Annotated in this window: 17 protein-coding genes and 1 rRNA gene; 4 read left to right on the top strand and 14 right to left on the bottom strand. The window is 30.3% G+C overall.

Annotated elements, in window-relative coordinates; genetic code table 11:
• From FD728_RS04130 to FD728_RS04115, 4 genes are all read right to left on the bottom strand, one after another.
• Positions 1-105, bottom strand: a 16S ribosomal RNA gene (locus FD728_RS04130); the annotation flags it as partial.
• 413 nt (positions 106-518) lie between these two features.
• Complete coding sequence (aroE, locus tag FD728_RS04125; protein ID WP_159935099.1) at positions 519-1,334, bottom strand: shikimate dehydrogenase; 816 nt, start codon at positions 1,332-1,334, stop codon at positions 519-521.
• Positions 1,335-1,337: 3 nt separating this feature from the next.
• Positions 1,338-1,913 carry a Sua5/YciO/YrdC/YwlC family protein gene (locus FD728_RS04120; protein ID WP_159935097.1) on the bottom strand — a complete coding sequence of 192 codons (576 nt, stop codon included), beginning with the start codon at positions 1,911-1,913 and terminating at the stop codon, positions 1,338-1,340.
• Between the two features lie 369 nt (positions 1,914-2,282).
• On the bottom strand, positions 2,283-2,750 hold the full coding sequence (locus FD728_RS04115; protein WP_204162628.1) for a DUF494 family protein: 468 nt from the start codon (positions 2,748-2,750) through the stop codon (positions 2,283-2,285).
• Between the two features lie 796 nt (positions 2,751-3,546).
• On the opposite strand from FD728_RS04115, the gene def reads away from it, so the two are divergent.
• The 4 genes from def (at position 3,547) to FD728_RS04815 (ending at position 6,028) form a co-directional block, all read left to right on the top strand.
• Entirely contained in the window at positions 3,547-4,059 is a 513-nt protein-coding gene (def, locus tag FD728_RS04110; protein ID WP_159935095.1) for a peptide deformylase, read from the top strand.
• A gap of 28 nt (positions 4,060-4,087) precedes the next feature.
• A complete protein-coding gene (gene fmt, locus FD728_RS04105; RefSeq protein WP_159935093.1) occupies positions 4,088-5,035 on the top strand; it encodes a methionyl-tRNA formyltransferase in 948 nt (315 codons plus the stop codon).
• Between the two features lie 736 nt (positions 5,036-5,771).
• Positions 5,772-5,939: a hypothetical protein gene (locus FD728_RS04100; protein WP_159935091.1), complete on the top strand. Its 168-nt coding sequence runs from the start codon at positions 5,772-5,774 to the stop codon at positions 5,937-5,939.
• Positions 5,915-6,028: a hypothetical protein gene (locus tag FD728_RS04815; protein ID WP_159935117.1), complete on the top strand. Its 114-nt coding sequence runs from the start codon at positions 5,915-5,917 to the stop codon at positions 6,026-6,028. Before FD728_RS04100 ends, FD728_RS04815 begins: the two co-directional genes overlap by 25 nt.
• 552 nt (positions 6,029-6,580) lie before the next feature.
• Here the strand turns inward: FD728_RS04815 and rplQ are convergent.
• From rplQ to rpsE, 10 genes are all read right to left on the bottom strand, one after another.
• On the bottom strand, positions 6,581-6,961 hold the full coding sequence (rplQ, locus tag FD728_RS04090; RefSeq protein WP_159935089.1) for a 50S ribosomal protein L17: 381 nt from the start codon (positions 6,959-6,961) through the stop codon (positions 6,581-6,583).
• 49 nt (positions 6,962-7,010) lie between these two features.
• Positions 7,011-8,000, bottom strand: a complete 990-nt coding sequence (rpoA, locus tag FD728_RS04085) for a DNA-directed RNA polymerase subunit alpha (protein ID WP_159935087.1) — start codon at positions 7,998-8,000, stop codon at positions 7,011-7,013.
• Positions 8,001-8,026: 26 nt separating this feature from the next.
• Positions 8,027-8,647: a 30S ribosomal protein S4 gene (gene rpsD, locus FD728_RS04080; protein WP_159935085.1), complete on the bottom strand. Its 621-nt coding sequence runs from the start codon at positions 8,645-8,647 to the stop codon at positions 8,027-8,029.
• Positions 8,648-8,679: 32 nt separating this feature from the next.
• Complete coding sequence (rpsK, locus tag FD728_RS04075) at positions 8,680-9,069, bottom strand: 30S ribosomal protein S11 (protein WP_159935083.1); 390 nt, start codon at positions 9,067-9,069, stop codon at positions 8,680-8,682.
• A 16-nt stretch (positions 9,070-9,085) separates the two neighbouring features.
• Positions 9,086-9,442 carry a 30S ribosomal protein S13 gene (rpsM, locus tag FD728_RS04070; RefSeq protein WP_159935081.1) on the bottom strand — a complete coding sequence of 119 codons (357 nt, stop codon included), beginning with the start codon at positions 9,440-9,442 and terminating at the stop codon, positions 9,086-9,088.
• A 144-nt stretch (positions 9,443-9,586) separates the two neighbouring features.
• Complete coding sequence (gene rpmJ, locus FD728_RS04065; RefSeq protein ID WP_159935079.1) at positions 9,587-9,703, bottom strand: 50S ribosomal protein L36; 117 nt, start codon at positions 9,701-9,703, stop codon at positions 9,587-9,589.
• Between the two features lie 28 nt (positions 9,704-9,731).
• Positions 9,732-11,063 (bottom strand): preprotein translocase subunit SecY, encoded by a 1,332-nt coding sequence (gene secY, locus FD728_RS04060; protein WP_159935077.1) that lies wholly within the window; start codon positions 11,061-11,063, stop codon positions 9,732-9,734.
• Between the two features lie 3 nt (positions 11,064-11,066).
• A complete protein-coding gene (rplO, locus tag FD728_RS04055; protein WP_159935075.1) occupies positions 11,067-11,525 on the bottom strand; it encodes a 50S ribosomal protein L15 in 459 nt (152 codons plus the stop codon).
• Positions 11,526-11,538: 13 nt separating this feature from the next.
• Complete coding sequence (rpmD, locus tag FD728_RS04050; protein WP_159935073.1) at positions 11,539-11,730, bottom strand: 50S ribosomal protein L30; 192 nt, start codon at positions 11,728-11,730, stop codon at positions 11,539-11,541.
• 8 nt (positions 11,731-11,738) lie between these two features.
• Positions 11,739-12,239, bottom strand: a complete 501-nt coding sequence (gene rpsE / locus FD728_RS04045) for a 30S ribosomal protein S5 (protein ID WP_159935071.1) — start codon at positions 12,237-12,239, stop codon at positions 11,739-11,741.
• Positions 12,240-12,248 lie beyond the last annotated feature (9 nt).

Below are 12,248 nucleotides of genomic sequence, written 5' to 3'. Positions count from 1 at the left end.
CCACTCGCCACCCAAAGAGCAAGCTCTTTTGTGCTGCCGTTCGACTTGCATGTGTTAGGCTTGCCGCCAGCGTTCAATCTGAGCCATGATCAAACTCTTCAATTTTAAAGTTTGTTTATTGTTCTGTAAATTAAAATTTGTAATAAAATTACGTATTTATTCATCAGAAATTAGACATTTTATATCTAAAAATATTGATATTACGCCTATAAGTGCCCACATCCAATTGTATAATAAATTATTAAAGTACTTTATACTATTAATTAAGTATAGTCTATCCTAAACTTTTTATATAATCAATCAAGTATTTATTTTCAATAATACTTTTAAAGTAAAAATAATGAAATAAAAATGACATTATATAATAATAAATTTACACATAAATAAATTACTATTTTTCTTGTATATTATAATGATAAGTACATATTATTAAAAATATTTTTTGTGAAATAACATAAAAATAAGTAGTGTATTTTACATATAATAGTAATAAATAAAGTTATTTTACATAATTATATTTAAACATTTAATTTTTTTAAATAATTAATTACTGGATTAATTTCTGGCATAATATTATGCCAGAATTGAAAAGAATATGCTGCTTGTCCTACCAACATTCCTAAACCATCAGAAATATTCCGTGATCCATGTTTTTGACACCAACTTAGAAAAGAAGTTAAACCTTGTTGATAAAACATATCATAACAACAAATTTCTTCAAAGATTAATGAACTTGGTATAGAAGGAACTTGTCTATCCATGCTACTAGATGTTGCATTTATAATAAGATCAAAATGCTGATTTATTAATTTTTTAAAGCTAATAGCTTCAATATTTCCTTTATGTTGAAAAATATTTACTAATTTTTTAGCTTTTTCAAATGTTCTATTTACTATTACTAACGAACATCCTAAAGAAAGTAAAGGTAAAATTACCCCACGAGCTGCTCCTCCAGCACCGACTAGTAAAATACGATTACCAGGATTAATCATATTCAAACGTTTTAAATCTATTAATAAACCAACTCCATCCGTGTTATCACCAATAATTGTACCACATGTATTTTTTTTTAAAGTATTTACTGCTCCAGATAATATTGATCTATCACTTAATTCATCAGCAAATGTCCATGCTTGTTGTTTAAAAGGTAAAGTTACATTTGCACCTTTCCCACCAGACATAAAAAACTCATTAATTGATTTAATAAAAGCATCAATCGGTACATATATTTGTTCATAACAATGCTCTACTCCAGTTTGTTGTGCAAACAAAGAATGAATGATAGGAGATTTACTATGCGCAATAGGATTTCCGAATACAGCAAAATTTTTCATGAATTAACCTTGACGAATAATTTTGCCGCTAACTAAATCACGAATTTCAGATGGGTTTAAACATCCTCCTATTTTAGAATCAAGTATTGCAATATTTGTACCGAATTGTTTTATTAGATCTTTTACATTACGACATGATGGTTTTCCAGATAAATTAGCACTAGTTGAAATTAATGGTTTACCAAAACCATAGCATATTGCTTGTACATCTGGATGATTACTAACACGAATAGCTAATGAATTAAAATTACCAGTTAACCAGTTTGGAGTATGAGGTGAAGCTGGAACTACATAAGTTATGTGACCAGGCCAATTAGAAAACATCTGTTTACGTTGTGATATAGTCAGCTTAGAATCAGCAACATAAGGTTTTAATTGTTTATAATTGGCAGCAATTAAAATTAATCCTTTTTCTATTGAACGCTGTTTAAGTGTTAATAAATCCATAACGGTTTTTTCAACATCTGGATCACAACCTAATCCAAAAACTGATTCTGTAGGATAAGCAATGATTTTTTGTTGTTGTAATTTTTTAATGCAGAAATCGAGGCTTCTAGTTAAATAGTGACTTATGCTCATAATAATTTATCCTAGGGAAAAACTTCCGTAGAAAATTGTTAATACAACATTATTTTAAATTCTATTAGAAATAGATTATTATTCAATAAACATATAATTTATTGCAAAAACAAAATAATAGAAATTATATAGAGGTAGCAAGAAATTTAAGTTTATTTTAAATGTGGAATTAAAATGATTGTTCTTTTAAAAAAACATTAAATTTTCAATAATTAATTTTTCACTCTTTCTTAATTCATAAATATTATCAATATAAATTATATTTTAAAATGTTTTATGTGAATTATTTTTTAATAAAAATACTAGGCTATAAAATATTATTTTTACTAATTAATTACTAATTAACAGTATAAAATTATTTAATAATTCTTAGTGCAACATACCTTCATTAAAATCAAATAAAAGTTCCTCTATTTGTTTATAAGTGTTTTCACATCCAGGAACATTAAATAATACCATTAATAAAACCCATTTTAGATCTTCTAAATTAAATTCTATAGTATCAAGGGCCATTACACGTTCTACAATCATCTCACGTGTATCCATATTAAGCAACTTAACATGTTCTAAAAATAAAATTAAACCTCGACATTCAACATCTAAACGCTGACTTTCTGCTTCTGTATAAATTCGCATTGAGAGTGGATCACTTGTTAGTATTGGAACACATCCTTCTTGATAATCTGCTAATCTTTCAAGCCAATGTAACGCATTATAGATATCTTCACGACGAAAACCAGCACTAGTCAGATCATCTGTTAATTTATCCTGCCCAACGCACACTTCGGTTTCGTTGTGGATATATGTCTGAAACAAATACATAAGTACGTCGAACATGGCATGCTTTCCTTAAATAAGATATAACAGTGGTTATAACTGCAATCCATTTGCTTTCTGCTAAATCACTTCTAGTAATTGGCTACAATGTCTAATGCAGATAGATTCTAGCGCGTTTAATGATAATATTACTATGTAAATAAGTTACTTGTTAACTTATTTACATAGTAACAGAATATCTATCATCACTATTTATATTTTATAAATATATCTAGGCAGTAAGATAAAACAATTAAATTATAAAATATGTATGATTTACATCATGTTATATTAATGTAATTAATATAGTCATTAGATACTAAATATATTAAGTTTATTAAATTTAATTATTCTATATGTAAAATATATTAGAGTACAATACAGATTATAAGACTTTATAAGTCTACAGTATATTTTATACAGTATGAAATACTTGTATCATATTTTATTTTACATTGTTATATCACAATAAAAATTTTAGTAATAACATTAAAAATATATTTAAATATAGTAATAATCATTGATGAAATCTTTCATAACAATTTTAAATAAGTAACTAAATATATATAACTATAACTTTTATTACTAAATCTACTTATTAACTTAAATTTAACAGTATTTGTCTTAAATGAAGAATATATGTTATTATAATTAAATAAATATCTGGTGCTATATATCTTGATATCTTGTATATACAAAATATCAACTTTGCTTCATTTCATACTAAACATATTTTATGTTGTAAAATAATTTAATTTTTTTTAAAAAAATGTATGCTATATAATTGTTTTTTCCATTAATATAAATTCAGGTATTTATGTCTGTATTAAAAGTATTACATTTTCCTAATAATAGACTTCGTAAAATTGCTCAGGTAGTAACAAATATTAATCCTGAAATTGAGAAGATTATCGATAATATGTCTGAAACAATGTATGCTGAGTCAGGAATTGGTTTAGCAGCTACACAAGTCGATATTCATCAACGTATTATTGTTATTGATATTTCAGAAGATCGTAATGAAAGTATAGAATTTATTAATCCAGAAATACTAGAAAAGAATGGTGAATCTAGTATAGAAGAAGGATGTCTATCTGTACCTAATCACTATGCCTATGTATCACGTGCAGCACGGATTAAAGTACGAGCACAAAATAGATATGGCAATTTTTTTAGTATAACAACAGATGGTCTTATGGCAATTTGTATTCAACATGAAATTGACCATTTAAATGGTAAATTATTTATAGATTATTTATCACCATTAAAACGTCAACGTATTAAACATAAATTAGAAAAAATCGCTCGTCAAAATACACGTATCTTATAAGTATAAGTATTTTATAAAAGGTTTAATTGTGTCTGTATCATTAAAAATTATTTTCGCTGGTACACCGCATTTTGCAGCATATCATTTAGAAGCATTACTTAATTCTAAACATCAAGTTATAACTGTCATTACTCAACCTGATCGCCCAGTAGGACGTGGTAATAAAATTATATCAAATCCTGTAAAAATAATAGCTAAAACTAATAATATTCCAATTTTTCAACCTTATTCATTAATAACACCAATAAGCCAGCAAATTATTGCTGATTTACAAGCTGATATCATGGTTGTAGTAGCATATGGTCGTATATTGCCAAAAGTAATACTTGATATTCCCCATTTAGGCTGCATTAATATACATGCTTCATTACTACCACATTGGCGTGGTGCTGCTCCTATTCAACGTTCAATTTTAGCTGGAGACAAAGAAACTGGAGTTACTATTATACATATGAATTCAAAAGTAGATAGTGGTTATATACTAAATAAACTATCTTGTTCTATTAATAACACTGATACTACTAAATCATTATATTATAAATTAGCTCATCTTGGCTCATGTATTATGTTAACAACATTAGATGAACTAGCAAACGGTACTATAGAACCTCAAGTACAAGATGAAAGTTTAGCAACATATGCCAAAAAAATACATAAAGAAGAAGCTCGACTGAATTGGTCTCTTTCAGCTACACAATTAGAAAGATGTGTTCGTGCCTTTAACCCATGGCCAATAAGCTATTTTATATTAAATAAAAAACCAATAAAAGTATGGAAAGCAGAGGTATTGACCATTAATAATAATAAAAAACCTGGAACGATTATTCATTCTGATAAAAATGGTATTCAAATTTCTACTGCTGATGGGGTACTTAATCTACTTACATTACAAATTGCTGGTAAAAAAGCAATATCTGTTAAAGATTTATTAAATTCTTACAATCATTGGTATACTAAAGGTACTGTTTTAGATTAATGAATTATTGAATACTATTAGTTTATTATATGAAACGAATAATCAATATTCGTATTGTTGCTGCACAATTCATTGAAAATATTGTATAAAAGTAAAAAAATAATCACTTAGTCTATATTACCGAATGTACAAAAAAATATCTCAAAACAAGACAGTGCATTATTACAAAAAATTTATTTTGGTATAATTAGAATCTTACCTCAAAAAGAATTTGATTGATAAGTTAATGATGCTTCGATTAATTAGTAAAAAGTATATATCACATCACATTATCTTATTGTAGAAACTTATCAGCTATAATATACTCGCATACCAGAATATACGGTGTTAGCAGAAAACGTTAATGGTTTAGAAATCTTAAAAAGAAATAAGTTAAAAGGTTTACTTAATAGAGTTTTAAGACAATTCCAATACCAAAATAATGAATTAATTTCTCACTTTAATACAAATTATCAGTACTTTTTTTATCATCCTGATTAGTCAAATCATTTGATAATGGCATGGTTAAAGTATTAACAGCAAATTTTTCTATAAATAATCAACATCCATCTATGTAGTTACGTGTTAACCATCAATATTATGGTTACGATTCTTGATTACAATGATTTAAAAAAATGGTAAGTTGATTTAAAAAAATGGTAAGTTTACTTTTATCGGAGATGTTACTAATGCATTGTTTTTATGACGATAAGGTTATAAATCCAAGATCTTACAGCACAGCGTTGTGGCATATTACGTGAACTTCAAAGACGTTTGTCCAGAGTCTGGAACTAAGAATACTAATATCATGAAAATTACTCCGCATGCTAAAATGTTAGCAATAGATTTTAATTACAAACGGGAGATGGTCATGTATCTACAACATGGTGTGATGAAAATATATTTTTTGATAAAATTCTATTAAATGCTCCTTGTTCTGCAACAAACATAATCCATCATCATCCAGGTATTAAATTGTTACGTGGTGGTCAGGATATTTCAGGATTAGTATAATTACAAAATAAACTTCTCGAGATAATTTTGCCGCACACTACCTGTTCTGTTTTGCTTGAAGAAAATCAACAGCAAATTAGATTTTTTAGAAAGATATAATGATTTATTAGAAATTTAGAAATATCGCCAAAAGATAGAACTAATATTAATGGTTAGCAAATTTTTCCTACTATTAGATGGTTTTTTATATACTAATTGTAAATACTATTATTCTCATCAATATTTAGTATCAATATTTAGTATCAATACATATAATTGGAATATAAGTAAATAAAATAAATATAAAAGATAAACCATTCTTAAAAATAAATACCATATATTATTATATTTATAATATCGAATGATTTATCCTTATAATATAGTTAATTAATTTAATAATTTAATTACTAAAATAAGTTACATAAATTTAAGAATAGATATATATTCTTGAATATTTCATTTTCATATGCTATATGAATATATTATACTAAATATTATAAAAAGTTTTATATTTTTTAAATATTTAAATATAAAAAGGTATTTATAAATATATTAAGTGTTATCTAATTTATTCTATTGGTTTTTTACCTGATATTTTAGACGATCAATAAACTCAATATATGCCATTGGAGCTTTATCACCAGTACGAAAACCACATTTTAGAATACGAGTATACCCACCAGCACGTTGAGATAAACGAGGAGATAACTCATTAAATAATTTTGCTACTAATTCATTATTACGAATACGAGAAAATATTAACCTACGATGAGCTACGCTATCGACCTTAGCAAGGTTAATCATTGGTTCTACTACACGGCGTAATTCTTTAGCTTTTGGCAAAGTAGTTTTAATAAGTTCATAACGAATTAAAGAACCAGCCATATTGCGAAACATAGCCTGACGATGACTACTGTTACGGTTTAGTTTACGACCACTTTTACGATGGCGCATGATGGCCCTATCCTTTTAAATATATTGTAAAAATTAGCTTTATATCCATTTATTCATCGATAATACTTGCAGGTGGCCAGTTTTCTAGACGCATACCAAGAGATAAACTACGTGAAGCAAGAACATCTTTAATTTCAGTAAGAGATTTTTTACCTAAATTAGGTGTTTTAAGAAGCTCAACTTCAGTACGTTGTACCAGATCACCAATATAATGGATAGCTTCTGCTTTAAGACAATTAGCAGAACGGACAGTTAATTCTAAATCATCAACAGGACGTAAAAGAATTGGATCAAACTCTGGTTTTTCTTCTTTTACTTCTGGTTGACATATATCACGCAAATCAATAAAAGCTTCCAATTGTTCGGCTAAAATAGTAGCTGCACGACGTATGGCTTCTTCTGGATCAATTGTACCATTTGTTTCCACTTCGATAATTAATTTGTCAAGATCAGTACGCTGCTCTACACGTGCAGCTTCAACATTATAAGCAATACGATCCACTGGACTATGACAAGCGTCAAGTAACAGACGGCCAATTGGACGTTCATCTTCTTGCAAATTAATTCTAGCAGAAGCAGGTACATACCCACGACCACGTTGTACTTTAATACGCATACTAATAGATGCATTCGCATCGGTCAGATGACATATAACATGTTCTAACTTAACAATTTCAACATCATTACCATGAGTAATATCAGCTGCAGTTACTGTGCCAATACCAGATTTACTCAGAGTAAGCATAGCTTCATCTTTACCTTGAATTTTAATTGCTAACCCTTTTAAGTTAAGAAGAATTTCTAAAATATCTTCTTGTATACCTTCTTTAGTAGAGTATTCATGTAATACACCATCAATTTCAACTTCAGTAACTGCACAACCTGGCATCGAAGAAAGGAGAATACGGCGCAGTGCATTACCAAGAGTATGACCAAAGCCACGCTCTAATGGTTCAAGGGTTACCTTGGCATGCGTCGAAGTTACTTGTTCGATATCTACCAGGCGAGGTTTTAGAAACTCTGTTACAGACCCCTGCATTGTGTCCTCTCTTTAATGCTAAATCTTTACTTAGAGTACAACTCGACGATCAGGTGTTCATTAATGTCCGCAGAAAGGTCGGAACGTTCAGGAGCTCTATGAAACATACCTTCCATCTTAGATACATCAACGTCTAGCCAAGTTGGCTTTTCTCTCTGTTCAGCTAGTTCCAAAGCAGCTTTAACACGAGCTTGCTTCTTAGCTTTTTCACAGATGCTTATAATATTATTTGGAAATACTTGATAAGAAGCAATGTTAACAACACAATTGTTAACCAAAATAGATTTATGACTTACTAACTGACGTGCTTCCGCACGAGTAGCACCAAAACCCATACGGTATACTACATTATCCAAACGACTTTCTAGTAGAACTAATAGATTTTTACCGGTATTACCTTTTAAACGCGCAGCTTCTTTATAATAATTACGAAATTGGCGTTCTAGTACACCATAAATACGACGAACTTTTTGCTTTTCACGTAATTGACCACCATAATCAGATAACCGTGGTTTACGAGAAAAATACTGTCCAGGTGCTTGATCAATTTTACATTTAGAATCAATTGCACGAACACCAGACTTTAAAAATAAATCAGTACCCTCACGACGGCTTAGCTTAAGTTTAGGCCCCAAATATCTTGCCATTTCTTTTCTCCTATTCCTATTAAAAACGAACGTTATACACGACGTCTTTTCGGAGGACGACAACCGTTGTGAGGAATCGGAGTCACATCGGTAATGTTAGTAATGCGAAAACCAGCAGCATTTAAAGCACGAATAGTAGATTCACGCCCCGGACCAGGACCCTTAACCATAACCTCTAAATTTTTAATACCGTAATCTTTTACAGATTCTGCACATCGCTCTGCAGCTACTTGAGCAGCAAATGGTGTAGCTTTACGTGAACCACGAAAACCAGAACCTCCAGCTGTTGCCCAACCTAAAGCATTACCTTGCCGATCAGTAATGGTAACAATAGTATTATTAAAAGAAGAATAAACGTGAGCTATGCCATCTAATATTTGTTTTTTTACGCGCTTACGTGTACGAATAGGTGCTTTTACCATTATTTAAGTATCCTAACTATTTTTTAAGTGGTTTTCGAGGTCCTTTACGGCTACGTGCATTTGTCTTAGTACGTTGACCTCGAACTGGTAAACTACGCCGATGACGTAAGCCACGGTAACAACCAAGATCCATTAAACGTTTGATATTTAAAGTTATTTCACGACGCAAATCACCTTCAACAACGAATTGGTTAATAGATTCACGTAGATGATCGAGTTGCATTTCTGATAGTTCACTCACCTTAACATTTTGCGCAATTCCTACTTTAGTGCAAATAGCTTTAGAACGGGTTTTACCGATACCGAATATTGAGGTTAATGCGATAACGGCATGTTTTTGATCAGAAATGTTAATGCCTGCTATACGGGCCATTATGCACTCTCCTATATCCTAATCCTATAAAATAAATACGTATACTGAAAAATAATTTCTAAGAATATTTCAATGGGAACGCATTAACATAATATATAAAAAATTATCTAGCCAATAAAAATAATTTCATAAAAATATAAAATTTTATCCTTGACGCTGTTTATGTTTAGGTTCAATTTTACAAATTACACGCACAATATTATTACGACGTATAATTTTGCAATTTCGACATAAAATTTTAACAGAAGCTCTTACTTTCATTTTAGTCTCCGTATTTTTAAATCTGATATTAACCGTTATAACCTTTTAGATTAGCTTTTTTTAACGCAGATTCATATTGACTGCACATCATTAAAGTTTGAGCTTGAGACATAAAGTCCATAATAACTACTACAACGATTAACAACGAAGTACCGCCAAAATAAAAAGGAACTTTCATAGAATTACGCATAAATTCTGGAATAAGACAAATAAAAGTAATATAGGCTGCACCTATTAAAGTTAAACGAGTCATTACTTTATCAATATATTTAGCTGTTTGCTCTCCTGGGCGAACTCCTGGAACAAATGCACCAGATTTCTTAAGATTATCTGCTGTTTCTCTTGGATTAAAGACTAATGCTGTATAAAAAAAACAAAAAAATACAATTGCAGTAGCATAAAGTAATACATAAAGAGGTTGCCCTGGTTGTAAATACATGGAAATTGTTGTTAACCAATTCCAACCTGTACTACCTCCAAACCAAGATGCTATTGTTGCTGGAAATAAAATAACACTAGAAGCAAAAATTGCTGGAATTACACCAGCCATATTCACTTTTAATGGTAAATGTGTACTTTGTGCAGAATATATACGACGACCCTGTTGACGTTTAGCATAATTCACTACAATACGGCGTTGACCACGCTCTACAAAGATAACAAAAAAAGTTACTGCAAATATAAAAAATAATATTAATAATAATAAAATAAAGTGTAAGTCACCTTGACGAGCTTGTTCTATAGTATGACCAATAGCTGGAGGAAGACCTGCAACAATACCTGTAAATATAATAATAGATACACCATTACCTATGCCTCTTTCAGTAATTTGTTCTCCTAACCACATAAGTAATATAGTTCCTGTAACTAAACTTATAACAGCAGTAAAATAAAAAGTAAAACCTGGATTTATAACTAAACTCTGCATTCCAGGCATATTTGGTAAAGCAGTAGCAATACCTATAGATTGGAATATAGCTAAACCTAAAGTACAATAACGAGTATATTGATTAATTTTACGACTACCAGATTCTCCCTCTTTTTTAATTTCCACTAATGTTGGATGCACTACGGTTAGTAGTTGTATAATAATAGAGGCAGAAATATATGGCATAATTCCTAATGCAAAAATTGACGCACGACTAAGAGCACCACCGGAGAACATATTAAACATTTCAATAATAGTACCACGTTGTTGATCAAGTAGTTTAGCTAAAATAATGGCATTTATACCGGGAATAGGAATAAAAGAACCAATACGGAATGCAATAAGAGTACAAATTACAAATAATAACCTACGCTTTAGTTCATAAGAGCCACCTTTGGCGCTTTGAAAATCTAAACCTGGTTGTTTTGCCATCTACTAATATTCCTTAATATTACCACCAACGGCTTCAATTGCAGAACGTGCCCCTTTGGTTACTCGTAACCCGTGAATAGTTATTGGTATAGATATTTTACCGGATAAAATAACTTTTACAAATTTAATGTGGTTATTGATAATATTAGTTAGTTTTAATGCTTTAATATCAACTATACTATTATCTTTAACTTTACTATTATCTTTGATTTTCATCAAATCAGATAAACGTATTTCTGTAGTAAATAATGATTTACGCGAGGTAAACCCAAATTTTGGCAAACGACGATATAAAGGCATCTGACCACCTTCAAAACCACGATATATACCACTTCCAGAACGAGATTTTTGACCCTTATGACCACGTCCACCAGTTTTACCAAGACCAGAACCTATACCACGAGCTAATCGCTTAGAAGCATGTTTAGCTCCAGCAGCTGGAGCTAAAGTGTTTAAACGCATATTACACTTACTCCTATCCTGTTTTACTTTCTACTTTTAACATATATGAAATGGTATTTATCATGCCACGTATCATTGGAGTATCTTCTCGCTCAACGGTATGTCCAATACGATATAAACCCAAACCAACCAAAGTGGCTTTATGATTAGGTAAACGACCAATTGAACTACGTACTTGAGTAATTTTAATTGTATTAGTAGTCATCTTTTTTATTACTCTAAAATTTCTTTGATAGATTTACCACGTTTAGCAGCAACCATTTCTGGAGATTTCATGTTTCCTAAACCATCGATAGTAGCGCGAACTACATTTATAGGATTGGTAGATCCATATGCCTTAGCTAAAACGTTATGAACTCCAGCAACTTCTAATACAGCACGCATTGCACCACCAGCGATAATACCAGTACCTTCAGAAGCTGGTTGCATAAATACACGAGAACCTGTATGTGACCCTTTAACAGGATGTTGTAATGTACCTTGGGCTAATACGACATTAATTATATTACGACGAGCCTTTTCCATTGCTTTTTGAATAGCTGCAGGTACTTCACGCGCTTTACCATAACCAAAACCAACACAACCTTTTCCGTCACCTACTACAGTAAGTGCAGTAAAAGAGAAAATACGACCACCTTTTACAGTTTTAGAAACACGATTTACTGCGATAAGTTTTTCCTGTAATTCGCCAGATTGTTTATCAATGTGTGCCATTTTAACACC

The organism is Pantoea sp. Aalb (genome assembly GCF_009829985.1).
Taxonomy (GTDB): domain Bacteria; phylum Pseudomonadota; class Gammaproteobacteria; order Enterobacterales; family Enterobacteriaceae; genus SZZU01.
This window is presented reverse-complemented; position numbering and strand designations above follow the sequence as displayed.

Coding starts and splice junctions, on each gene's coding strand:
- rpsK (WP_159935083.1), bottom strand. CDS start 9,069: ATGGTAAAAGCACCTATTCGTACACGTAAGCGCGTAAAAAAACAAATA.
- rplO (WP_159935075.1), bottom strand. CDS start 11,525: ATGCGTTTAAACACTTTAGCTCCAGCTGCTGGAGCTAAACATGCTTCT.
- rpsM (WP_159935081.1), bottom strand. CDS start 9,442: ATGGCCCGTATAGCAGGCATTAACATTTCTGATCAAAAACATGCCGTT.
- def (WP_159935095.1), top strand. CDS start 3,547: ATGTCTGTATTAAAAGTATTACATTTTCCTAATAATAGACTTCGTAAA.
- rpsE (WP_159935071.1), bottom strand. CDS start 12,239: ATGGCACACATTGATAAACAATCTGGCGAATTACAGGAAAAACTTATC.
- FD728_RS04120 (WP_159935097.1), bottom strand. CDS start 1,913: ATGAGCATAAGTCACTATTTAACTAGAAGCCTCGATTTCTGCATTAAA.
- rplQ (WP_159935089.1), bottom strand. CDS start 6,961: ATGCGCCATCGTAAAAGTGGTCGTAAACTAAACCGTAACAGTAGTCAT.
- rpmD (WP_159935073.1), bottom strand. CDS start 11,730: ATGACTACTAATACAATTAAAATTACTCAAGTACGTAGTTCAATTGGT.
- rpmJ (WP_159935079.1), bottom strand. CDS start 9,703: ATGAAAGTAAGAGCTTCTGTTAAAATTTTATGTCGAAATTGCAAAATT.
- FD728_RS04115 (WP_204162628.1), bottom strand. CDS start 2,750: ATGTTCGACGTACTTATGTATTTGTTTCAGACATATATCCACAACGAA.
- rpsD (WP_159935085.1), bottom strand. CDS start 8,647: ATGGCAAGATATTTGGGGCCTAAACTTAAGCTAAGCCGTCGTGAGGGT.
- aroE (WP_159935099.1), bottom strand. CDS start 1,334: ATGAAAAATTTTGCTGTATTCGGAAATCCTATTGCGCATAGTAAATCT.
- secY (WP_159935077.1), bottom strand. CDS start 11,063: ATGGCAAAACAACCAGGTTTAGATTTTCAAAGCGCCAAAGGTGGCTCT.
- rpoA (WP_159935087.1), bottom strand. CDS start 8,000: ATGCAGGGGTCTGTAACAGAGTTTCTAAAACCTCGCCTGGTAGATATC.